Genomic DNA, 23,578 nt, shown 5'->3' on the forward strand with positions numbered 1-23,578 from the left:
CGTCAGCCGCCCAGGGCGCGCTTTACGGCGTCGTACGCCGGGGTCGGCTTCCCGTCGTTGAACAGGTGGTCGTGGCCCTGCTGCAGGCTCCCGCCGTCGTCGATCCACCAGTCGTAGCGGTCATCCACTCCCCAGGTGGTGTAGGAGACGCAGGTGCGCGAGCGCAGGCAGGTGGCGAGCACGGTGGCGTACTGCTTCGCCTGGGCGTCCGTCCCCTGGTCGTCGGTAACGTCGTTCTCGGAGATGCGGACGTGCAGCCCGGCGTCCCCGAAACGGTCGAGTGTGCGGGTGAGGTCATCGGCGGAGATGGCGTCCGTCTTGAGGTCGTATACGTGCGCCTGGAGGCCTGCGCCGTAGATGTGCCCGCCCTGCGCGTTGGTATCGAGGATGAGCTTGAGCAGTGCGTCCTGGCGCCGCCCGGGCACGTCGGCGCCGTTCTCGTTGATGTACTGCTTGACGCCCGGGTCGGCCGCGTAGACAGCCTTGGAGACCACGGCGGGATAGCCGGGGCCGAAGACGCGGTACCAGATGTTCTGCTGCATGCTGGTGCCCTGGTTGACGTCGAACGGCTCATTGACGACGTCGAGGGATGCCAGCCGCCCCTTGAAGTGCGTCACCACGGTGCTGATGTAGCCGAGCAGCGCGGCCGCACTGGCCCGACGCTCCGCTTCTGAGCCGGCGGGGAGCTCCTGCATCCACCGGGGCATGGCCTCCGTGAAGGCGATGGTGTGGCCGTGGACCGCCATGCCTTTGCTCTGGGCAATCGCCAGGATCGCGTCAGCCTCTTCGAAGGTATACACGCCCTGCTGCGGGGAGAGGAACTGCGGCTTCATGGCGTTTTCCGGGGTGAGGGCGCCGAAGTTTTCGACGAACACCCGCGCATAGTCAACGTCCCCGGTGAGGGGTCCCAGTGCCACAGCCGCGCCCACCAGGAAGTCCGGCCGGGTCCTGGCGGCGAGCGCCTGCAGACCATCCTTGGACCGCTGGACGTCCGCTGCGGCGGCGCCCGAGGTTCGCAGGCCGGCGTTTCCCGGCGCAACCGCCGTAAGCGAGGTGATCTCAAAGTCACCCGAATCGCTGGAAAACCCCAGCCACAGCTCCCCGGATGAAAACACCTTGCCGAGGGGGAGTGAGGAAATAGCGTCGTTCCCGCTGGCGACGGCCAGGCTATCGCCGGAGCGCCGCACCGTAAGCGGAGCGCCGGCGTCTTTCACGGTTACGTGCTCTTCATGGACGGGCACCGGCTGGGTCACGTCCTTTTTTTGCGTCCCGTCGAAGACTGCGATCTTCAGGTCGCTGCCCTGGAGGGTAAGCCGCAGGCCCGCCGGCTCCACGCGGAACTCGTCCGCGATGACGGGCGGCCGGTCGTACAGCGCCCAGGATGCGTCCGCTGTGACGTTCGCGAACGTTGCGCTGAGCGAAAAGTCCCCGCCGACCACCAGGTGTGTGCCGGCGAGGTTGAGCGGAGGGTTTGGTTGGCCGCCTTCCCCGCTCTGTTCCACGATGCGCCTGGCGGTGGGCGTCACCTGGAGTGCCCCGTTCCCGGCCCGGACACCGGGAACGTCCTGCCAGTCCCCGTGCAGCAGGTCCAGCGTCACGTCAGGCTTGGGTGGGGAACAGGATGCGAGGATGACGAGGAGGGCGGACACCAGCAACACCGTAAGTGCCTGCGGGCGCCCGGCCATCCTTCGTCCTCTCCCCTGTTGCCAGTACGTGGTGCTGCTACGACTTGGTCCAGCGGACGTCGTCGAAGTACGCCTGCAGTCCCGAGTTGCCCTGGACGATGACCTGCAGGCTCGCCTTGGCCACGGCGGTGCTGCTCGGTGAGTACGTCAGGTCCACGTTGGTGACGCCGCCGGCCGCGACCCCGAGCTTCCACTGCCCGGAGACCCATTGCCCGGCGGAGTTGTATTCGTCAATGTAGAAGCCCATCTCACCGCTGTTCCGCGCCGTGATGTTGAGGTAGCTGGCGATCTTGTAGCTGCCGGCTGCGACCGCCACCTGTGGCGAGAACAGGTGTTTGTTGGCCGTGGTGGCTGCCATCTTGACCGAGTTCACCGGGTTGGCCGGGCTCCCGTGGCTGGCTGCGTCAGCCAGGATTGTGGAAGCCGAGTCCGTCCTCCAGCCCGACCCGATGCCGGCGTCGAACGTGCCGTTGGCCACGAGGTTGGGTGACTGCGTGGGAGGCGTTGCCGCCCCAAGGGCCATCATCTGCATGTTGTCCAGGTAAGCGGTGATGCCCGTGCCGGTCACGTAGACCTGCAGGCTGGCTGACGCCACGCTGGTGGAGCTGGGCGTATAGGTGAAGTTCATCGACTCCACCCACCGGCTGTTTTCCCGCTTGCGGAACTGCCCGGAAACCCACTGCCCGGCCGCGTTGTACTCGTCCACGTAGAAGCCCACTTCTCCGGAGGAGATCGCGGCGACGTTGAGGAAGGCCTTGTACAGATAGCTGTTGGCCGCCGAAACCGCAATCTTTGGCGAGAACAGATGGCCCACAGCGGATCCGGAGACCAGCTTCACGGACTTGGCGGGATCGGGGTAGCTGCCGTTGTTGCCGGAATCCGCTGTGATTGCTGCGGGGGCGTCGGTCCGCCATCCGTCGGCGATGCCGCTATTGAACGTCGGGTTCGGAAGCATGTTGGGGCTGCCGTTGACCAGGCCCTTGCTGACGTTGACGTTCCTGATCTGCCCGGCCGCCACTTTGGTCTGCACGTACGCTGCCAGCTGGTCCAGCTCAGCCGTCCCGTATTGGTAGTCATCCGGGGTCTGGCTCGGCGACGGCCTGATGTCATGGAAGGTGAAGATGGCCCACGTCTTATTGGCGATGGCCTCGTCAACCTTCAACTTCAGCGTGGCGACCGGGGTGGTGACTTCCTGCACCGGCGTGTTGTGGAGCAACAGGTCGCCGAGGGGCCAGATGTTGTTGCCCACGTCCGCAAACCCGCGCATCGAGCTGTAGTACTTCGCTATCCGGGCCAGCGCCGACATGTCGTAGTCTCCGTAGGGCGTGGCCAGGGCGCCGGCGTTGAATCCGTGTGCTGCCAGTACGGCCCTGCTGTTCGCCAGCTCGGCGTCCACCTGGGCGGCGGTCAGCTTGGTTGCCTGACAGTCGTTGCCCACGCTCACGAGGCACTGGTGGTCAACGGTGTGCGAGCCGATCTCCCAGCCGTAGCTGTTTTGCAACTGTGTGATCTGGTCCCAGGTCATATACGGAACGTCGGTGTTGGCCCGGCAGGTGTTCGGCACGGACGTCATCCCCACACAGTTGGTGATGACGTAACTGGTGCCGGTGAGCCCGTACTTCTTAAGTGTGGGGGCAGCCTGGGTCAGGGCATTCTGCATGCCGTCGTCGAAGGTGAAGGACACGAGCGGAGTTGGGGCAGGGTTGTCCACGGCGGCGTTCGCGGCCGCAGGGGACAGCAGGGCGGCGGCTATGGCCCACACGGCTACCCCGATGGTCAGGAGCCTGGCGCGGCTCCGCACCAGGCTGGATCTGGATTTGATCATGACTTTCTCCTTCTTTCGGGTGGCGAAGGCACCGCGTGTCACCGCCTGGTGGTGGTCACGGGCCCTGCAACTGCTCGAACGCCTGGGCGACCGGTTTCACTTGGATGCCGCTTTCGTCGATGAGCTGCAGCTGGGTTGCGAGGACGTCGCTGGTGATGGTGCTCCTGTCCGCCGCAATGGTGTTCTTCTGGGTCCCCGACGAATCGGGGTTGGCAATCTGGTGGTAGACCAGGATGAGCCAGCCGTTGGACCGGGATGTCTCGGCAAGCGCTTCCTTCACGGTGTCCTGAGTGGTTGCGTCGGTCACGTACAGGACTTTCAGGTCATGCGGATTGATGTTCTGCCTGGTGTTGATGCCGTTGTCCGTCCCCCGCATGATCTTGAAGTACTTGGCCGCGTACCAGTCCACCTGGGCGTCGGAGCGGCCGTACGGCGGTGCCAGGTCATCGGTGGGGAGCCCCGCTGCGGCAAGCGCTTCCTCACTCCTGCGCAGCTCCTGGTCCAGCCGGTCAGTGCCCAGGGATGTGAGGTCGACGTGCTGGTAGGCGTGGGCGGCGACTTCATGTCCGGCCTGGTGCAGCTGCTGGACTTCCGCGCCCGTGATGAAGTCCGGCGTCTCAATGGAGCTGGCGTTGACGTACTGGGTGGACCGGAAGCCGTGCTTGTCCAGGAGGGGCAGCGCCCGGTCGTACACTGACTGCCACCCGTCGTCGAACGTTATGGAAACCATGGGCTGGTTCCACCGCAGAGGCCCCGGCTTGGTGATGTCCGTAAGGGAATAGTCGCGGACGGCGGTGCTGCCGTTGCCATGTGCAACCAGGGTGACCATGGCGTTGGCCGCGCCTGCCGGGACCTGGAATGCCTCGCTGATGGTGGTCCATTCCCCCGCCGGCGGCACGGTCTCCAGGTTCCGGAACGTGCGTCCGCCACCGGCGAGCTCGAACTCGGCCACCACATCCACCCCGCGGTCCGACTTGTAGGCCGCGCCGAACCTGAAGTAGCGGTCCGGGGTCACCGGGATGGGCTGGTACTGCCACTTCGCCTCCCCGCTCTGATAGTTGCCGATGCGGGTCCACAGGAAGCTGCCGCGACCGTCCTCGCCTCGTCCTGACTCCACTGTTGAGGTCCCCGATGAATAGGGGGACCAGAAGGCGGGCTGGTTCGGCTGCATGCCGGCGAATCCCGGGTTGGGGATCACGTTGGGGCCTGCCGCTGGCGGCGGCGGAAGCTGGACGTCGTCCGTTGCCTCAAGGTAGGCACCTTCCAGGCGGGCGGTGCCCGCGGATGCGAAGCGGAAGACGTACTCCACCGCCCTGACAGTCTCGCCGCTGCTGAACGCGTCGCTCACCGTGAACGCGGAGGTGCCGGGCCTTTCCACGGGGTTTCGCAGCTGCTCCAGGGTGGTGCTGCCATCCTTGTGGTACTTCCGGGCCAGGAGCCGGAAATCGGTGTCCGTGGTGGTGAACACCTTGAAGAAGTAGGTCTTGCCGGGAGCCAGGTCCACGCGTGGGCTGGTGAGGGTCACGTCGCCCGAGGCGTACTCCGTGATGTCGAGTTTCAGCGCCTGGGTGGCCATCTGCCCGGGGACCAGCGCGAGGGTCGTTTTTGCGCCTGCGCTGTGGCCGGCGGTCCAGCCCCCTGATGGGGCCACCGAAGAACCGGCCGACGGCGACGGGCCGGGTGTCGCGGCAGGTCCGGCCAGGGCGGGAAAGAGCGCCGGAAGCAGGTTGGCCCCGGGCCGTGCCTGGGCGAAGTTGCCCAGCCTGCCCGTATACGCGAACCAAGCGGCGGTGATCAGGAGGACCAGGACCGAGATGACCACGAGCGGATTCAGCAATACCCGGCGGACCCTCCGGTTCCTAGGCGGCACGGCTTACCACCGCCACGCCTCCGGACCGCTGCGGAGAGCTCCAGGTGTTGATCGCCGGACGCCGCACCAACCCGCGGGAGCGGGCGATGCAGCGGATCGCTGCCGTCAGCTGCACCAGGTCCATGATGTAGAACAGGAAGTAGGCGGTGGGCGCGTACAGGCACAGCCTGGTGCGTTCACGCGGCGACAGGTTCTCATCCATCAGGACCGTCAGAAGCGTGTAGGCGGTGATGGTGGCGTAGGACCCGATGATCAGGGCCGGCGTGTAGGTCGCCAGTGACCAATAGACCGCGTACGTCCACGCCAGGGGTGAGACAAGCAGGGTGAACTCGCTCAGCACGGCCATGGGCATCCGGTAGTAGGCCAAGGCGCGGCTGTACCGCCGGCTCGGGTTGAACGTCATGCTGCGGTACTTGATCAGGTTCTGGATGCTTCCGTACTTCCAGCGGTAGCGCTGCTTGGCCAGGGCACGGAATGTGAGCACGCCCTCGGTTTTCGCCACCACGTCGGCACCGTAGACCAGGCGGAAGCGCCGGTTACCCAGGTGGGTGATCTTTGCACTCAGGCCGATGTCCTCGGTCACCGTGTCCGTGTCGTAGAAGTCCACTTTGCGCAGCACGCGCATCCGGTAGGTGGAGGCCACCCCGCCCACCACAAACTCGCAGTTCAGCAGCGAATAGAGCTTCTTGGACCGGTAGCCGATCATGTGCTCAAACCGCTGCAGGATGCCCAGTGCCGTGGTCTCCTCCATGATCTGGACATTGGCAGCGACACCCGCCACGTACGGGTCGTCGAAGTAGCACAGCGCGTTGGTGATGGCATCCGGCTGGATGACCGAGTCGGCGTCGAGCGTCATGACGAACTGTCCGCGCGCGAACCTGCGGAGCACCGAGTTGAGCGCGGCGCCCTTGCCCACGTTCCGGTGCATTCGCACGAGGCGCAGGTTCATCCCGGGGTGCCGCAGCTGGTAGTCGCGGACCAGCCGGCCGGTGAGGTCACCGGAGGCGTCGTCCGCCACGAGGACTTCGAAGGAAGGGTAGGTGCTGCACCGGATGGAGTCCAGCGTCCGGACGATCACTGCTTCCTCGTTGTGGGCGGCAATGACGATGGAGACCAGCCCGGGCACCTCGGGGAGGGCCCGTCGCGTCCAGGTTGCGCTCGCAGCGCACTCCGGCTCGTAGGCGGCGGGAAGCCGGAAGCCCCGGAGTCCTTTCCGCCGCTGCTGCCAGATGTCATAGAAATTGGCGCCTGCCAGATACAGGCCGAAGTGCACGACGTAAAGGATGCTGACGCCCGCGAACAGCCAGAAGACCAGGAGCGCGATATCCATCGCTCATCCGTCCGCGGAGTTGGCTGCCAACACCATCGTGAAGGCATCGGGCAGCGGGACGTTGGCAGGCTGGACCAGGTCGATCCCGGCCGCAATGGCAGGTACGACGGCGATGGCCGGCCTCACGACGGCGGCCGGCATCACGGCAGCGGCGGCCTGGGTTTCGGCTGGTTCGGCATCGGTCCCGGCAGTCCGGGCAGTCCGGGCAGTGGCCGCGGCGTCAGCGGGAGCCGTGCGGGAAGCGGCAGTGACGGGGGCGCCGATGCTCGCCACTGCTATGGCGGGGACGGCAGTGCCCGCTGCCGCCATCCGGGCGAGGGCCCGTCGTGCGGCGCGGCGGTAGAACCGGATCCCCAGGAAGCGGATGACCACGGTGAGGGTGACCAGGCCCCAGAGCACCAGGCTCATCTGGGCCACGAAACTTAGCAGGCTTTCGAACATGGCGCCGTCCCTGCCAAAGGTGGCGGCTGCAGGCACGGCGAAGGACCCGGGGTGCGTCAGCACTGGGCTTCCCCGTTTCCCCTTGAAGCTTGCGTCATTGTTGAAGGCCGCGTCATCGCCTTCCCCCTGTCTTGAGCAAGATGTGCGTCATTGGGCTGCGGGGTGTCGCCGGCTGGTGTGCCCATAACCAGTCGTTGGTGGAAGTTCCTGTCGTCAGCGCCAAGGCAGGGCAGCGTCATTACCCTGTAGCTGACGTGGATGGGAGCGCGAAAGCAGCTCCGGACTTACTGTGGGGTGGCAGGTGGCGCCTGAGGCAATCGGCGTCGCGCACTGCACACCCGTTTATAGGTCAAAACTACGTATCCGTGCGTGGGACAGGCACGAGTAGCGGGTACTCAATAAAGATTCTTGGGGCTACTTACCGAAAGGATTTTGGGGGAACCGCTGCCTGCCCGCCGGCCAGGACGGGATATTGGGTAGTTCGCGCAGCCCGGCGCGGGGGCATAGGTATCCCCCAAAGCTGCGTCCAGGCAATGCAAAAAAGGCAGCACCCTGAGGGTGCTGCCTTTTTCGCGGACCGGGTTTGGTTGTTGTCAGGCGTTGGCCTTGATGGCGGCGGCCAGGACGTCCAGTCCGTCCAGCAGCAGTTCGTCGGTGATGACCAGCGGGGGCAGCAGGCGGATGACGTTGCCGTAGGTACCGCAGGTGAGGATGATGACGCCTTCCTTCAGGCAGGCGGCGGCAACAGCCTTGGTCAGCTCCGGGTTGGGCTCCTTGGAGCCTGCCTGGACGAGTTCGACGGCGAGCATGGCACCGCGGCCACGGACGTCGCCGATCACGGCGTTGCCGGCACCGGCCAAGTCGGACTGCAGCCCGCGCAGGCGTGCGGTGGCGATGGATTCGATGTGGCGGGCGCGGCCGTTCAGGTCGTACTCCTCCATGGATCCGATGGAAGCCAGCGCTGCGGCGCAGGCCACCGGGTTGCCGCCGTAGGTGCCGCCCAGGCCACCGGGGTGCACGGCGTCCAGGAGGTCGGCGCGGCCCGTGATGGCGGACAGCGGCATGCCGCCGGCGATGCCCTTGGCCATGGTCATGATGTCGGGGACGACGCCTTCGTGGTTCACTGCGAACCATTCACCGGTGCGGCAGAAGCCGGACTGGACCTCGTCGGCGATGAACACGATGCCCTTCTCCTTGGCCCATGCGGCCAGCGCGGGCAGGAAACCGTCGGCCGGGACGATGAAGCCGCCCTCACCCTGGATGGGCTCGATGATGATCGCGGCAACCTGGTCGCCGCCGATCTGCTTCTCGATCATGGTGATGGCGCGCTTGGCCGCCTCGGCGCCCGTGATCGAGGGGTTTTCCTCGCGGTACGGGTAGCTCATGGGCATGCGGTAGACCTCGGGGGCGAACGGGCCGAAGTTGGTCTTGTACGGCATGGCCTTGGCGGTCAGCGCCATGGTCAGGTTGGTGCGGCCGTGGTAGGCGTGGTCAAAGGCGACGACGGCGTCCCGGCCGGTTGCCAGGCGGGCCACCTTGACGGCGTTTTCCACTGCCTCGGCGCCGGAGTTGAACAGGACGGTGCGCTTTTCGTGGTCGCCCGGGGTGAGTCGGTTCAGCTGCTCGGCAACGGCCACGTAGCCCTCATAGGGGGTGACCATGAAGCACGTGTGGGTGAAGTGCTCCACGGCTTCCTTGACGGCGCCAACGACGGCGGGGTCGGAGGCACCCACGCTGGTCACGGCGATGCCTGAGCCCAGGTCGATGAAGGAGTTGCCGTCGACGTCGTGGATGATGCCGCCGTCGGCGTCTGCAACGTAGACCGGGACGCTGGAGGCGACGCCGGCGGCCACCACGGACTTGCGGCGTTCGGTCAGTGCCACGGACTTGGGACCCGGGAAGTCGGCCTGGACGTTGCGCTTCTGCTCCAGGCGGTAGGTGATGTCTGCTGCGGTGGTGGTCATGGTTCTTTTCTTTCTACGATTCCGGGTTTCGGCAAGCTCAACCAGCGGGGAAATGGTCAGGCGTCGAGGGCGGACATCACGTGCTTGATGCGCGTGTAGTCCTCCACGCCGTACATGGAGAGGTCCTTGCCGTAGCCGGACTGCTTGAAGCCGCCGTGCGGCATTTCGGCGGTAAGGAGGATGTGGGTGTTGATCCAGACGGCGCCGAAGTCCAGGTCCCGGCTTAACCGCATGGCGGTGCCGTGGTTGGTGGTCCAGACGCTGGAGGCCAGCGCGTAGTCCACGTCATTGGCCAGGGCCACCGCTTCTTCTTCGGTGCTGAACTTCTGGACGGTGATGACGGGGCCGAACGTTTCCTTCTGCACCACATCGTCGGTCTGCTTGGCGCCGGTGATGATCGTGGGTTCGAAGAAGTAGCCCTTCTCCCCTGCCCGGTGTCCGCCGGTTTCGATCCGGCAGTTGGCAGGCAGGTTCTCCACCACCGAGGTCACGGCGTTGAAGTGGTTCACGTTGTTCAGCGGGCCGAAGTAGTTGTCTTCGTCGTTCTGAGAGCCGGTGCGCAGGGTCCGGGTGTGCTCGACCATGGCAGCCACGACGTCGTCGTGCACGGAGTCCTGCACCAGCACCCGGGTGATGGCCGTGCAGTCCTGGCCGGCGTTGAAGAACGCGAACTCGGCGATGGCGGCTGCGCTCTTCTTGATGTCGGCGTCCGCGAAGACGATGGCCGGAGCTTTGCCGCCCAGTTCCAGGTGGGCGCGCTTGAGGCCCTTGGCGGCGCCTGATGCCACCGCGATTCCCGCGCGGACAGAGCCCGTGATGGATACCAGGCCGGGGACCTTGTGCTCCACCATCATGGCGCCGGTTTCGCCGGTGCCCAGCACCACGTTCAGGACGCCCGCAGGCAGGATGTCACCGGCCAGCCGGGCCAGGACCAGGGTGGACTCGGGGGTGGTGTCGGAGGGCTTCAGGACAACGGTGTTGCCGGCCGCGAGCGCGGGCCCGATCTTCCAGATGGCCATCAGGAACGGGTAGTTCCACGGCGCCACCTGGGCCACAACGCCGATGGGTTCGCGGCGGACATAGGAGGTGTGGCCCTCGAAGTACTCGCCGGCGGACTTGCCTTCCAGGATGCGGGCGGCACCGGCGAAGAAGCGCAGCTGGTCGGCGCCGGCGGCAACTTCCTCGGAGGCGATGAGGGAGCGGACCTGGCCGGTGTTGCGGTGCTGGGCTTCGACGAGTTCGTCGCTGTTGGCCTCAATGGCGTCGGCGAGCTTGAGCAGCATGAGCTGGCGCTGGCCGGGGGTGACATGCTTCCAGGTCCTGAAGGCGTCCTTGGCGGCAGCCATCGCGGCATCGACGTCCGCCTGCACCGATACGGGAGCCTGCGCCACCACTTCCCCATTGGTGGGGTTGACCACGTCCAGCAGCGTGGTGCCGGCGGGGGTGACGAACTTCCCGTTGATGAAGTTCTGCAAGGTTTGGACCACGGTGTGCAACCTCTTTCGTAAGGGCCATCGGCGGCCGGGCGGAGACCAGGACGGATGGATGGAACTGCCTTGAGCCTATGCCAGCGCCCAAGCGGGGTGAATAGCCACCTGCACACCCTTCCCAAACAGGTTTAGTGCGGTTGCCCAGCTCACGTTTATCCTTGCTTCATGGCCATTTCCCTTGCTGCCCTGGTGGGCGTGACGTCCCTGAAGCTGTCCAAGGCGGGCGTGGCGGAGACTACCTGGAACCAGGACATCAACTGGGTGGCCGTCACGGAACTGGAGGATCCGCAGCGCTTCCTCAATGGAGGCGAGCTGGTGCTCACCACCGGCCTGCGGTTGCGTTCCGCTCCTGAACAGCGGCGTTTTGTGCGCCAGGTGCAGCGGGCCGGGGCGGTGGGAATCGGATTCGGCGTGGGCCTTTCCCATGAGGCGGTGCCGCCGGCCCTGCTCGCGGAGGCCAACCGCTGGGGCCTGCCGGTGGTGGAAGTGCCGTACGAGACCCCCTTCATCGCCATCACCAAGCTGGTGGCGGATGCCCAGTCGGCAGACCACTACGCCAAGCTGGAACGGCTGATCGCCGGGCATCAGGTGCTGGCCCGGGCACTGCTGACAGGCGGCGGCCTGGCCGAGCTGTTGAAGAACCTGGGCGGCATGCTGCGCACGGACGTGGCGCTCACCCAGTTCACGGCGCAGCTGTTCAGCAGCAGCACGGCCCAGCCGACGGCCGACACCTGGTCCAGCTACCCCGTGCCCACCGGGCGGCGTGACGCCTGCACTCTCTGGGTGCGCCAGCCCTTCGAGGACACCGGCATCATCGGCTACGCGCAGAACCTGATCAGTGTGGAGCTGAACAACATGGTGAAGCAGCGCCAGGCCCAGCGCGCCCTCTGCGGGCAGGTCCTGGAGGACGTGATCCACGGGGCACTGGAGACCAGCGAGGCGCAGCGCCGCCTGGCCGGCGTGGGCGTGAACAGCACCCGCAAGAACGTGGTGCTGCTGGCCGTTTCGGCGGCCCACGGAAAGGCCTTGGGGAGCACCTCGGTGCCGCAGGAACTGGAGAAGGCCGTTGCCGCCGTCGTGGGCAAGGACCTGGTGTTGGTGGTCAATGACGACGGCGGGACGGCGCCGGCGCTGGCACGCAAGCTCAGCGACCACCTTGCCGAAGCGGGGATCCACGCCACGATTGGCATCGGCGGCGCGTACACCAAACCGAACGGCCTGCGCTGGAGCTACTTCGAGGCCCGCGATGCCGCCAGCCACGGCCTGCCTGTGAACGAGCCGGAGCGGCTGAGCCTGACGTCGCTGTTGCTGGCCAGCGAGGATGTGCCCCTGGCCGATATGGCGCATGAGTCCCTGAATCCCCTGCGTTCCTTCGACGCCGCGCACGGGTCGGAGCTGATGGCCACGCTGGAGAGCTACCTGAACAACAACGGCTCGGTGGCTGCGGTGGCCGAGGAACTCACGCTGCACCGCAACACGGTCCGGTACCGGCTGGCGCAGATCACCGAGCTCACCGGGTATGACCCCGCCGTGACCGCGGACCGGGTGCAGCTCTGGCTGGCCCTGGCGGTGGCCCGGTTGTCTGCCCGCCAGGGCAAGTAGGCCGGCGGCGGCGGGTTAGCCTCAGAGGACGCCGTGGCCCAACAGGTCGCGCGACTTCTTCCAGGCCTTCCGGTATCCGGCCTGGGCCGCCAGCATCCGCTCTTCCTGCTGGTTGAGCAATTCCGCATAAATGCCTGCCGTGACGGGTTCGCTGTAGTCCGCGGCGATGGCTGCCAGCAGGTCGCGGGCCACCACTGCGTCCTGGAACTGGCCCAGGATCTTTTGCTGCCTGCGGGCGGCCTTGGCCACCTTGCCCGCCCGTTTGCCGTGCACCAGCACCGCTGATTCAGCCACGTGGCGCAGCCGCTTGGCGTCCTTGCGCACGCGGTGGAGGGCAAGTTCCTGTTCCTTGCCACGCCGAGCGCGCTTGGCAGCTTTGCGCGAGCGCTGCAGCCGCTTGGCGGCCTTGTCCACTGCTTTTGCGGCCGCCCGCCGTCCCGGCGCCACCGCATCGGCGCGCACTGGCGGGTTGTCACGGAAATCCTCGAGTTTGTCCAGGAGCCGGAAATAGCGGTTAGAGCCCAGGGCCTCCTGCAGGAGGCGGTACGCGGCGTCGTAGTCCGCGCCGGTGCGCTGTTCCACCGTGGCCGTGGCACCGCTAACCCCGTCCGAGGGCAGCAGTCCACCCAGCTGTTCACCGAGCTGCGCCCGCAGGACCTCGGCGTCGCGCGGCTGCCCGAGCAGCTGGGCCAGCCACTTCAGCTCGGCCCGCAGTTTGCGCACCGGTGATGCCCGGTAGAGCTTGGCGTACGCTGCCAGGACCGAGCGGATGCGGCGTGTGGCGGAGCGCATGTTGTGCACCGCCTCGGGCTCCTCCCCCCGGACAGCGGGGTCGCTGGCCAGCATCTGGTCGATCTGGGCGCCCACATAAACGGTGACGACGGCGGCGGCCGGAGCCCGCTTGCCGGACAGGAGTGCGGGGGTGCTTTCGTCGTCGGCAGCAGCCTCCCCGGCGGCGGCCCGCTTTCCCGCTTTAGTGTCAGGGCCCAGCGCGCGCGCCAGCTTGGAGGCGTGCCCTGCGGGCCGGGCGCCGGCGGCGGCGAGCAGTTCCTCCACGGGGCCGAAAAGGTCCGGACTTCCGTGGACCAGTTCCAGCTCCCATTCGCGCCATTCCTGCCGCGTCGCCTCATCGGGGTGTCCCTCCTGCAGCCGCACTGCGGCGACGACGTCATCGGCGAGGTCGGCCAGGTGGACGCCGTCGTCCCCATACAAGGGGTACGTGGTGCGCCGGGTTTCCAGGCGAACCACCGGCACCGGGACGGCGCCCCGAAGATAGGCATGAAGGTGGGCCAGCAGGGCGTCCGGGACGACGTCGGGCCGGCCCAGGGGGGCGCGCAGTTCCGTCCGCTGCTGCGGGCCTTCCCCGGGTACCGGCACCTGGGGCGGCAGCTTCAGGTGCCAGCCGGCGTCCTTACCGCCGGTGCGGCGGCGGAGCGTAATGCGGCGCGCGGCCAGGGCATGGCCGGGGGTATCAAAGTAAATGGCCTCAAGCAGGTCCGTGTGCGGCTTGCCGGTCCGGGCCACCCCCGCGGCCTGCTCCAGGGGCGGCACCACGGCGCCGGCGCCGACGTCGTACTTCTGCTCAATCTCGAGTCCCCGGGAAGCCTCCACAGCCGTCCTTCCGCACCACCTGGTCCGCGCCAGGCCCTCTGACAATCCGTTGGCAGTCTATTGCAGGCTCTGGAAACACGGAGAGGTTGGCCACAAAAGCGCAAACATCAAACGTCTAACCTTTACGGTGGAAGGTATGCCCGCAACTCCCCCCTCTTCCGCGCCCGCAACAGCCCAGGCACCCGCCGCGGTGGCCGCCACCCCGGCAACCGGCACCCCAGCTGCCAGGCCACGCTCCGCCGTCGTCTTCGCTGTCATCGCGTTGGTGCTGATCGGGCTGAACCTGCGCGCAGGCATCACGGGCGCGTCCGCGCTGCTGCACGACCTCCAGGCCGTGCTGGGCTACGGGGTGCTCGTGGCATCCATCATTCCGTCGATTCCCACCCTCTGTTTCGCTGTTGCCGGTGCCGCCACATCCTGGCTGACCGGCAGGATCGGTGTGGAGAAGGCAATCCTGCTGTCACTGGCGCTGCTGGCCGGCGGGCTCCTGCTGCGCGGCATCCCGGCCACCGGCATGCTGGTAGCCGGCAGCGTGGTGGGCATGTCCGGGCTGGCCGTCTGCAACGTGGCCATGCCGTCCTTCATCCGCGAGCACTTCGCCTCCCGGACGTCGCTGATGACCGCCGTCTACACGGTGACCATGACCACCGGCGGCACCCTGACCTCCGTCGCAGTGGTCCCGCTGGCACAGGCCCTGGGTTCCCCGTCCGCCGCGGTGGGCGCCGTGGGCATCGCCGCCGTGGCTGCATTCCTGGGCTTCCTGCCCGTGGCACTGCATGCCCACCGCCATACGGTCCGGACCACAGCCGGCCATGTGTCGCCGTGGCAGCTGCTGCGGACCCGCAAGGGGCAGCTCCTCACCGCGATCTTCACCCTGCAGGCCCTGCTGGCGTACGCCCTCTTGAGCTGGTTCCCCTACATGCTCACCACCATGGGCGTCAGCGCCTCGGACAGCGGGCTGTTGTTCGGCCTCATGCAGCTGGTCTCCGTCCCCGCGGGCATGGTGCTGATCGCCATCGGCGCCCGGCCCCGGATGCTCCGTCCCGCGTTCTACCTGGTGAGCATCACCATGGCCGTGGGAATTGCGGCGCTGCTGTTCCTCCCCGTGGGACTGGCGGCCGTCCCCGCTGTCCTGCTGGGCTTCGGCCTGGGCATCTTCCCGCTGGTCATGGTGATGATCAGCCGCAGCGGCACCAGCACCGCCGAGACCACCGCGCTGTCCACCCTGGCCCAGTCCTCCGGTTACCTGCTGGCCACCGCGGGCCCGTTCGGCATGGGCCTGCTGCACAGCGCCACCGGAGGCTGGTCCCTGCCGCTGGTGCTGCTGCTGGCACTGGCCCTGGTCCAGATCGTGGTGTCCCACCTGATCACCGGCCCTGCGATGTCCGGCAAACCCGCGGAGAGGAAGTAATCCCATGACCCTGAGCCCATCCGTCCGTCCGCCGCTCGCGGCCGAGGTCACGGCCAAGCTGCGGGGCATGGTCCACTCCGGCGAGTGGCCGCTGAACCAGCGGATCCCGTCCGAACCTGAGCTCATGGCCAGGCTGGGGGTTTCCCGCGGCACCCTCCGCGAAGCGGTCAAAGCCCTTGCCCACGGCGGGATGCTGGAGGTGCGGCGGGGGGACGGCACCTACGTGCGCGCCACCAGCGAGATGTCCGGCGCCGCCCGCCGGATGTACCAGGACCACACCGAGCAGCACATCCTGGAGGTCCGGCTGGGCCTGGACACCCAGGCTGCCCGGCTGGCCGCGCGCAATGCCACGGACGACGACGTCGCCTCCCTGCGTGCCCTCCTCGCCACCCGGGACGCGGCCTGGAACAAGGGCGACTTCGAGGCCTGGGCGGACGCGGACTGGAGCTTCCACGAAGGCGTCGCCCGCGCGTCCGGCAACCCGCTGCTGCACGAACTCTATGCCAGCTTCGGAACCGTGTTCCACCAGGACCTGCTCACGCAGCATCGCCGGCCGGGCTTCAACGGACTCCCCCGGGACGGCCACGAGACGCTGCTCGATGCCATCACGCAGCGGGACGAAGACGCTGCCGTGGCCAGCGTGAACCGGAACCTGAACTCGTGCGCGGAGTGGCTGGCGGAATAGCGCCGCCCGGAAACTCCGCGTGGCGGCGCATGCCGGTTACTCCCGGCCATATCAGTCAGTAGGCTTACTATCAGGCAGGGGTACGTCCGCCGTGCCGGTCCCGGCCCCGGCGCCCTGACGATTGAGGAGCCCCCATGGCACGACCAGCACGCCCCACCGACCAGCAACGGGCCCGCTGGCCCGAATCCGAGGCCCGCTGGCCCGAATCCGAGGCCCGCACGCCGGACGCGCAGCAACCCTCCGATGCCGCGCCCCGAAAGGCAGCGACACCGGCGGTGAAGGAACCGAGGACGCCGGGCGCTCTCTGGGCGGACGGCCTGGGCAGGGTGGGCACCCGCGCAGCGCAGGTCCTGCTGGTCCTGACGGTCGTCGCGGTATCCGTCTTCGCCCTGATGCAGATCAAGCTCCTGGTGATCCCGCTCCTGATCGCCCTGATCCTGGCCGCAGCGATCGGCCCCTTCGTGAACATGCTCCGCCGCCGCGGGATACCCGGCGGCCTGGCCACCGGGCTTGCCTTCGTCGCCTTGCTGGTGATCCTGGGCGGCGTCTCCACCGTGATCTACTTCTCCGTGCGGAACCAATGGGGCGAGCTTGCGGCGCAGGCGTCATCCGGCCTCGACGAGCTGGAGAAGTTCCTGCTGACGGGACCCATTCCCATTGAACAGGGGCAGCTCGACCAGGCTCGGGAAGCCGTAATGCAGTTCGCCACCAGCAGCCAGGTCCGCTCCGGCGCCGTCACCGGGCTGTCCGTTGTCACCGAGTTCATCGCCGGCGCCAGCCTCATGGTGGTCATTCTGTTCTTCTTCCTCAAGGACGGCGCCAAGATCTGGAATTTCTTCCTCCGCCCCTTCTCGGGGCAGCGCGAGGCCAAGCTGCGCCGGGCAGGCCGCCGCACCCTCGAGGTCCTCGGCGGCTACGTTCGCGGCACCGCGATCGTGGCCCTGGTGGACACCGTGGCCATCGGCGCTGCACTGCTGATCATGCAGGTTCCGCTGGCCATTCCACTCGCCATCATTGTTTTCATCACCGCGTTCATCCCGCTGGTGGGCGCCACGATCGCGGGTATCCTCGCAGCGCTGGTGGCCCTGATGGCCAACGGGCCGGTGGTGGCACTGATCGTGGTGGCCGTGGTCATCGCCGTCAACCAGCTTGAGGGCGACCTGCTGCAGCCAATCGTCATGGGCAAGTCGCTGCAGCTCCATGCGCTGGTGATCCTGATGGCACTGACTGCCGGCACTATCCTGGCCGGGATCGTGGGCGCGGTGCTGTCCGTGCCGCTGGCAGCGGTAGCCTGGGCCATCATCCAGGTATGGACAGCAGAAGACCCCGACCTGAAAGACATGAACCCGGACCTGACGCCGGCCAACACCCAGCCGGTCTAGCCATCCACCGGACACAGCAGCGGCCCGGCACTTTGGTGCCGGGCCGCCGTCGTCCGCTGTGTCCTGGCCGCTTGGCTACTCGCCGCGCAGGCCCGCAAACACGTTCTTGGGACGCTGCATCTCGCCATGCTTGGCACCGAGGATGATCACCAGGGCAGCGAAGCCGGGGATGGCCCACTGCAGGAGCTTGAGCTGCTGCTGGGCTGCCTTCAGCTCGTCCGAGGCTGCGCCGTGCGGCTCGGTGGCACCTTCGGCACCTTCACCGGCCAGCTTCTCCACCTTCTTGCCCACAATGCCCGAGTACAGCGTCACCGCGGCGCCCACCACTGTCACGGCAGTCTTGATGACGGTGTCGCGGGCAACGCCCTCCTGCTTGGCGATGCGGCCCTTGTTCTCCCAGGCAATGGCGAGGTCCGCCGCCAGGTGGGAGGCAAAGGCTGCGGTCTGGAACGGCGCCCACTTCATCCAGCCGGCGCTGGAAAGCCGGGTGCGCTCGGCGGGGTCCTTGGCCTGCGCCGCCGCGCCGTTGAGCCCGATGGCGCCCATCAGGGATCCACCAAACCATGCTGCTGCCGTCAGGTCGTGAACTGAACGGGCAATGAGATTTCCTGCCATGATGTGCATTCCTAACGTTGTGAACTGGTTCCGGTTGCCGCTGCCGCGGACTTCACTTGCCGTGTTCCTTCGAGGTATGGTCCGCCCATGGTAAGCACACTTACTAATATTACGAAAGCCCGTCCCGGAGAGGGGCAACCGCGTAATATCGTCGACATGGGAAATACAGGGACATTGTTCGGCTGGGCCTTCGGAGACCCGGCGCGTGAAAGTGACAGCGGCTACGTGGACGGACTGGAGCGTGAGGCGCTGCGGAACGCGCGGGAAACGGCAAAGGCCAAGGGCGTGGACGTTGTCGCAGGGTCAGAGGTGTTCACCGTCCTCAGCGCGGATGATTCCCTGGTGGAGCTGGACAACGCTCCCGGCCAACTGGTGGTCCGCTGCACCGTGCACGTGGAGGGACCGGGTGCAGAGAAGCTGCGGGCCGAAGGTCCCATGAACGGCTAAGAGATGTCCGACGGCGAATCCACCCTCAGCCAGGCAGCCGATGCTGTCGAGGAGGCATCCAACCACAAGGTCCTGGATGTCCTGGCCCGCGCCGGGTTTGCCGTCATGGCGCTGCTCCACATCATCATCGGGTCCATTGCCATTGCCATCGCGTTCGGGCAGCCTGGCGAGGCGGAGCCCACCGGCGCCATCGCCCGGCTGGCGGACAACCCCTGGGGTCCGGCCGTCATGTGGCTGTGCGTGGTGGCCTGCTTCGGCCTTGCGCTGTGGCAGGCCAGCGAGGCGACGCTTCGCATGCGCGGCGAACCCCACAAGGAACGGGTCGCCAAACTCATCTCCTCAGGTTTCCTGGCCATCGCGTACGGCAGTGTGGGCGTGACCTTCGCGGGGTTTGCCCTGGGGCAGCGGAGCGACTCGGGTGACAACACCCGGGACTTCAGTGCCAGCCTGATGGACAACCCGGTTGGGCCGTGGGTCCTAGTCGCGCTGGGGCTGACCATCCTTGGCATCGGCATCTACTTCGTGGTCAAAGGACTCAGGCGCGGGTTCAAGGAGGAGCTGTACCATTTCGAGGGCACCCGGCGCGGCCGGCTCATCGACACCCTGGGCGTCACCGGCCACGTGGCCAAGGGGATTGCCCTGGACCTTACCGGGCTGCTGTTCATCATCGCCGCCGCCAAGCACCGGCCCGACGAATCCACCGGGCTTGACGGCAGCCTCAAGGCCCTGCAGGACCACCCTTTCGGGCCCACCCTGCTGGTGGCGATCGGTGCCGGGTTCATCGCCTACGGGATCTTCGCACTGATCAGGGCCCGGTTTGGCCGCATGTAGTCCAGGGGTTTGTGGGTAGGAAGGAAGTATGACCCAGCAGCTGCGCGTTGGTTCCGCCGTCACCGGGAGTGCCGGCCAGGCCTTCGCTGCCCTCTTCCGCCTCCTGAAACTGGCCAGGCCCGGCCGCCCCATCCATCCGGAGGGACTGGGCCTGGCCGGAACACTGGCCAGGACCGGCAACCCTGCCGGACCCAGCGGCATTGACTGGCTGGACTCTGCCGGAGCGGACCAGGTGGTGGCCCGCTTCTCCCGGTCCGTGGGGCTGCCGCAGGCACTGCCGGACATCCTGGGCCTGGCCCTGCGGGTTTCGCCCACCGGACCGGATGCCGACGGGCCCGCGGACGTCCTGCTTGCCTCCACCGGGTGGGGCCTGCCGGGCCGGTACCTGCTGATGCCGCGCCGGGATGTGGCGGAAGCCTCCATGACCACGCTCATGCCGTACCGCGGCCGGCGGGGGCCTATACTGCTGGGCCTGCGGACGCGGAGCCTTCCGCCGGGTTCGCTGGCGTCCGGGGAATGGGTCCTGGGTCTGCACTGGGCCACGCCGGGCGGCCGCTGGCAGGAGTGCGGGGAACTGCGGCTGCACGCCGGTAAGAACCCTGCCGACATCCCTGTGCGTTTCGATCCCCTGGAGCACCAGCCGCCCGGGGCTGAAGCGTATGGATGGACCCGGCGCCTGCGGAAGCCGTCCTACCGGGCCGCACGGCGGCCCGCACCTCCCGCCGTCGGACGCGTCCCGGAACCCGGCCGCGCACCCGAAGACCACCCGCTTCAGGAAAGCACAACCGCAACCGGAAGGAAGTTTATGTCCACCGTCTCGCTGCTGTTCAACTCCCCCTCGGCAGACGCCTGGCGCGTCATCGCCGACGGCTGGCTCTATTCGGGCTGGGTGGTGGGCGCGTCCCGGATCAGGGATGTGGACGCCGAGTGGCCCCGGGTGGGAGCCAACCTGCACCACTCCGTGGGTGCCTGGCCGTTCGTGATCGACGACAGCACCCGCGTCACCGCCGTGGAGCCCGGCCGTTCACTGGACCTTGTCGCCCGGGGCTGGCCCATGGGCGAGGCCAAAGTGGAAATCAAGCTGGAGGACCGGGGCAACCAGTGCCTGGTGACCATTGCCGAGGACGCCATCCACGGGCCCGGCAAGCTGATGCCCAAGTTCCTGCGCGACCGGATCATTTCAGCACGCAACCGCGAGACCCTCCGGCGCCTGGAGCTCATGGCCATCGGCGGGGCAGGTAAATAGCGCAGCCGGGTTAAATGGAAGCAGGAACCGCGGGGCCCGCGGTTCCTGCTTTATGTTCCTGCCTTAGGCCTAGACCTGGGCGGCTACGCCGTCGCGGGAGATGTCAACCATGTCCTCGCGCGGCACCACCTTGATGCGCTCACGCTTGACCTCGACGCCGTGGGAGCCGCCGGCGTCGGTGGCTGCAGCGCCGAGGGCCAGCTCGTGGGCGTCCAGCGCCAGCCAGCCTTCCCAGCTGGTGAACTTCACGCCGCGCGCGTCGAGGAGTTCGGTGACGGCGTCCTCTGCGGGTGCCTCGGCGACCGGAAGGTTTGCGCGGTCTTCCAGCAGGTACGTGACGGTCTCCAGGGCGTCACCCTTGGTGTGGCCGATCAGGCCCACCGGTCCGCGCTTGATCCAGCCGGTGGCGTAGAGGCCCGGCACGTGCTGGCCGTCGGCATCCAGGACGCGGCCGCCGTCGTTCGTTACCACGCCCTTCTTGTGGTCGAACTCGACGTCCGGCAGGGCGGAGCCGAAGTAGCCGATGGCGCGGTAGACGGCCTGCACCGGGTAGTCCACGTACTCGCCGGTGCCGCGGGCGTTGCCGGTGCCGTCCAGCTCAGTGCGCTCGAACTTCATGCCGGCCACCTTGCCCGGCGTTTCGGCGTCGTCGTAAATCTCCACCGGGCTGTGCAGGAAGTGCAGGTGCAGCCGGCGGGAGGCCTTGAGCTCCGAAAGGTCCTCGGGCTGCTCGGCGATCCAGTTGGTGAGGGTGCCCACCATGGTCTTGGTCTGGTTGTTCGTCTGGATCTGGCGGTCCGATTCCTCGTCGAACTCGAAGTCCTCCGGGTACAGGATGATGTCCACGTCCTTGGAATGGGACAGCTCGCGCAGCTCCAGCGGGGTGAACTTAACCTGGGCGGGGCCGCGGCGGCCAAAGACGTGCACGTCGGTGACGGGCGATGCCTTCAGGCCGGCGTAGACGTTGTCAGGGATTTCGGTGACCAGCAGGTCGTCCGCGTGCTTGGACAGGACACGGGCCACGTCCAAGGCCACGTTGCCGTTGCCGATGACGGCGATTTCCTTGGCGTCCAGGGGCCACTCGCGGGGCACGTCCGGGTGTCCGTCGTACCAGGAGACGAAGTCGGCGCCGCCGAAGGAGCCCTCCAGCTCGACGCCGGGGATGTTCAGGTCCGCATCCTTGATGGCGCCGGTGGCGAAGATGACGGCGTCGTAGTGCTTGCGGAGGTCCTCGATGGTGAGGTCCGTGCCGTAGTCGACGTTGCCGAAGAAGCGGATGTCGCCGCGGTCCAGCACCTTGTGCAGGGCGTTGACGATGCCCTTGATGCGGGGGTGGTCCGGGGCCACGCCGTAGCGGATCAGGCCGTAGGGTGCCGGGTAGCGGTCAAAGAGGTCGATGCTGACGGTCAGCTCGCCGCTCTTGACGGCTTCGCTCTTGGTGAGGATGTCGGCGGCGTAGACACCGGCCGGGCCGGAGCCCACGACGGCGACGCGCAGCGGACGCGCAGCAGATCCTACGGTTGTGCTGGATGACACGGCTGTGTTCCTTTTCTTCTGCATCTATTGCTGAGTACTTGTCGTTTTGAAGGCTCATAACGGCCGATACGGAGCAATCGATGGGTTTCAGGTGGTGAGGGCGGTCTTGCGGGGGCGGTTCGGGGTGGTGGTGCTGTAGTCAGCGGTTTTGAAGTGCGACGGCGCGAACGGGCTCACGCGCACCACGTCACCGATGACAATCACGGCAGGATTTGCGACGCCGGCCGCCTGGGCCTGGTCGGCGATGGAACCGAGCGTGCCGATGGTGACGCGCTGGTCCGGCAAATAGCCGTTTTCCACGATACCAACAGGGGTGTCGCTGGGGAGGCCGGCTTCGCCCAGCGCGGACGCGGATTCGCGGAGCTGGCCCACTCCCATGAGCAGGACGATGGTGTGATCTGCCCGGGCAGGAACCTCGGAGAGTTCCTCGTGGCCGGTGACCACGCTGAAGCCCTTGGCCAGGCCGCGGTGGGTGACGGGAATGCCTGCTGCTGCGGGTACCGAGATGGCAGATGTTACGCCGGAGACCACCTCAACCTCGACGCCGTGCTGCCGGCAGTACTCGGCTTCCTCGCCGCCGCGTCCCAGGACGTACGGGTCGCCGCCCTTGAGCCGGACCACGCGGTGGCCGTTGAGGGCTTCCTCCACCAGGACGCGGTTGATTTCGGCCTGCGGCACGGGGTGGTGGCCGGGGGTCTTGCCCACTTCGATGACGCGGACGTCGGGGGCCAGTTCGTTCAGCAGTTCGCGGGGGCCCAGGCGGTCAGCGACGACGACGTCGGCCTGGCCCAGGAGACGGCGGCCCTTGACCGTGATGAGGCCGGTATCGCCGGGACCGCCACCAACCAGCGCCACGCTTCCCTGGTGCGCGCGGCGGCGGCGCAGGGGAAGGTCTCCGGTTTCGAGGGCGGTGGCGACGGCGTCGCGGACGGCCATGGCACGGCGCGGGTCTCCCCCGGCGTTGACGGCGATCTTGACGTCATCCACCACGGCCACAGCGGGTGTCCAGGCGGCGGAAGCTTCATGGTTGGAGGCGTTGACGCACCACACCCGCTGGCCCTCGGCGTCGGCCGACACCTGGGCGTCCACCTCCGGTGCGCCGGTTGCGGTCTGGACGAACCAGACGCCGTCGATGTCGCTGGAGCGGTAGGGCCGCGCTTCCCAGGTGACCAGGCCGGCGTCGGCCATCTCCCGCAGCGCAGGCGAGGCAACCGGAGCCACGACGGTCACCACGGCACCGGCGTCGAGCAGTCCCTTGGCGCGGCGGGCTGCAACGGGGCCGCCGCCCACCACCAGCACGGGGCGGCCGAGCAGCCGCAGCGCCGTGGGGTATATGTCCTGAATTGCCATGAATCAACGGTAGGGCGGCGTCACATTGGCCCACAAAGGGTCAGCAACACCAGTTCACGTAAGGTAACGCTGCGTCACAAAGAATCTGCCGTGCAGCGGGCGTGACGCATTTGCGGGACTTTCAGGGCCTTCTGGCCGGGCGCGCCCTGCAAAATCAGGGGGCCAGGGCCCTGGCGGGGCTAAAAGTGACGCAAACGCGTCAGGGAACGGCAAAGCCCGACGGCGGGAGGTCGCAGTCGGGCTCTTGGGTGCCTTTG

Annotated in this window: 18 protein-coding genes; 7 read left to right on the top strand and 11 right to left on the bottom strand. The window is 67.3% G+C overall.

What is annotated here, in order from left to right; genetic code table 11:
* Positions 1-2: 2 nt before the first annotated feature.
* The 7 genes from ACTHQS_RS04695 to ACTHQS_RS04725 all read right to left on the bottom strand — a co-directional run bounded on the left by ACTHQS_RS04695 (position 3) and on the right by ACTHQS_RS04725 (position 10,602).
* Positions 3-1,685, bottom strand: a complete 1,683-nt coding sequence (locus ACTHQS_RS04695; RefSeq protein WP_440166494.1) for an endo-1,4-beta-xylanase — start codon at positions 1,683-1,685, stop codon at positions 3-5.
* A gap of 37 nt (positions 1,686-1,722) precedes the next feature.
* On the bottom strand, positions 1,723-3,510 hold the full coding sequence (locus tag ACTHQS_RS04700; RefSeq protein ID WP_440166496.1) for a polysaccharide deacetylase family protein: 1,788 nt from the start codon (positions 3,508-3,510) through the stop codon (positions 1,723-1,725).
* A 55-nt stretch (positions 3,511-3,565) separates the two neighbouring features.
* Positions 3,566-5,347 (bottom strand): polysaccharide deacetylase family protein, encoded by a 1,782-nt coding sequence (locus ACTHQS_RS04705; RefSeq protein WP_440166498.1) that lies wholly within the window; start codon positions 5,345-5,347, stop codon positions 3,566-3,568.
* Positions 5,348-5,369: 22 nt separating this feature from the next.
* Positions 5,370-6,710, bottom strand: coding sequence for a glycosyltransferase family 2 protein (locus ACTHQS_RS04710; protein ID WP_440166500.1), 1,341 nt, complete (start codon positions 6,708-6,710; stop codon positions 5,370-5,372).
* A 3-nt stretch (positions 6,711-6,713) separates the two neighbouring features.
* Positions 6,714-7,214: a hypothetical protein gene (locus tag ACTHQS_RS04715; RefSeq protein WP_440166502.1), complete on the bottom strand. Its 501-nt coding sequence runs from the start codon at positions 7,212-7,214 to the stop codon at positions 6,714-6,716.
* 530 nt (positions 7,215-7,744) lie between these two features.
* Positions 7,745-9,115: a 4-aminobutyrate--2-oxoglutarate transaminase gene (gene gabT / locus ACTHQS_RS04720; protein WP_440166504.1), complete on the bottom strand. Its 1,371-nt coding sequence runs from the start codon at positions 9,113-9,115 to the stop codon at positions 7,745-7,747.
* 56 nt (positions 9,116-9,171) lie between these two features.
* Positions 9,172-10,602, bottom strand: a complete 1,431-nt coding sequence (locus ACTHQS_RS04725) for an aminobutyraldehyde dehydrogenase (protein ID WP_440166506.1) — start codon at positions 10,600-10,602, stop codon at positions 9,172-9,174.
* A 168-nt stretch (positions 10,603-10,770) separates the two neighbouring features.
* On the opposite strand from ACTHQS_RS04725, the gene ACTHQS_RS04730 reads away from it, so the two are divergent.
* A complete protein-coding gene (locus ACTHQS_RS04730) occupies positions 10,771-12,207 on the top strand; it encodes a PucR family transcriptional regulator (RefSeq protein WP_440166508.1) in 1,437 nt (478 codons plus the stop codon).
* Between the two features lie 21 nt (positions 12,208-12,228).
* On the opposite strand, the gene ACTHQS_RS04735 is transcribed toward ACTHQS_RS04730, so the two are convergent.
* Positions 12,229-13,818, bottom strand: a complete 1,590-nt coding sequence (locus ACTHQS_RS04735; protein WP_440166510.1) for a CYTH and CHAD domain-containing protein — start codon at positions 13,816-13,818, stop codon at positions 12,229-12,231.
* 136 nt (positions 13,819-13,954) lie between these two features.
* On the opposite strand from ACTHQS_RS04735, the gene ACTHQS_RS04740 reads away from it, so the two are divergent.
* From ACTHQS_RS04740 to ACTHQS_RS04750, 3 genes are all read left to right on the top strand, one after another.
* Positions 13,955-15,229, top strand: coding sequence for an MFS transporter (locus ACTHQS_RS04740; RefSeq protein ID WP_440166511.1), 1,275 nt, complete (start codon positions 13,955-13,957; stop codon positions 15,227-15,229).
* 4 nt (positions 15,230-15,233) lie between these two features.
* Positions 15,234-15,914, top strand: coding sequence for a FadR/GntR family transcriptional regulator (locus ACTHQS_RS04745; RefSeq protein ID WP_440166513.1), 681 nt, complete (start codon positions 15,234-15,236; stop codon positions 15,912-15,914).
* Between the two features lie 134 nt (positions 15,915-16,048).
* On the top strand, positions 16,049-17,296 hold the full coding sequence (locus ACTHQS_RS04750; RefSeq protein ID WP_440166515.1) for an AI-2E family transporter: 1,248 nt from the start codon (positions 16,049-16,051) through the stop codon (positions 17,294-17,296).
* Positions 17,297-17,371: 75 nt separating this feature from the next.
* On the opposite strand, the gene ACTHQS_RS04755 is transcribed toward ACTHQS_RS04750, so the two are convergent.
* Entirely contained in the window at positions 17,372-17,911 is a 540-nt protein-coding gene (locus ACTHQS_RS04755; RefSeq protein WP_440166517.1) for a hypothetical protein, read from the bottom strand.
* Positions 17,912-18,067: 156 nt separating this feature from the next.
* On the opposite strand from ACTHQS_RS04755, the gene ACTHQS_RS04760 reads away from it, so the two are divergent.
* The 3 genes from ACTHQS_RS04760 to ACTHQS_RS04770 are packed head-to-tail and all read left to right on the top strand — an operon-like array spanning position 18,068 to position 20,435.
* Positions 18,068-18,358 (top strand): hypothetical protein, encoded by a 291-nt coding sequence (locus ACTHQS_RS04760; protein ID WP_440166519.1) that lies wholly within the window; start codon positions 18,068-18,070, stop codon positions 18,356-18,358.
* A gap of 3 nt (positions 18,359-18,361) precedes the next feature.
* Positions 18,362-19,189 (top strand): DUF1206 domain-containing protein, encoded by an 828-nt coding sequence (locus ACTHQS_RS04765; RefSeq protein WP_440166520.1) that lies wholly within the window; start codon positions 18,362-18,364, stop codon positions 19,187-19,189.
* A 28-nt stretch (positions 19,190-19,217) separates the two neighbouring features.
* On the top strand, positions 19,218-20,435 hold the full coding sequence (locus ACTHQS_RS04770) for an SRPBCC family protein (protein WP_440166522.1): 1,218 nt from the start codon (positions 19,218-19,220) through the stop codon (positions 20,433-20,435).
* Positions 20,436-20,504: 69 nt separating this feature from the next.
* On the opposite strand, the gene ACTHQS_RS04775 is transcribed toward ACTHQS_RS04770, so the two are convergent.
* Positions 20,505-21,971, bottom strand: a complete 1,467-nt coding sequence (locus ACTHQS_RS04775; RefSeq protein WP_440166524.1) for an FAD-dependent oxidoreductase — start codon at positions 21,969-21,971, stop codon at positions 20,505-20,507.
* An 87-nt stretch (positions 21,972-22,058) separates the two neighbouring features.
* The gene (cobA, locus tag ACTHQS_RS04780) at positions 22,059-23,321 is read right to left on the bottom strand and encodes a uroporphyrinogen-III C-methyltransferase (RefSeq protein WP_440166526.1); all 1,263 of its coding nucleotides are present in this window, start codon (positions 23,319-23,321) and stop codon (positions 22,059-22,061) included.
* Between the last annotated feature and the right edge of the window lie 257 nt (positions 23,322-23,578).

Origin of the sequence: Arthrobacter sp. SAFR-044, assembly GCF_051965175.1 — a bacterium.
Lineage (GTDB): Bacteria > Actinomycetota > Actinomycetes > Actinomycetales > Micrococcaceae > Arthrobacter.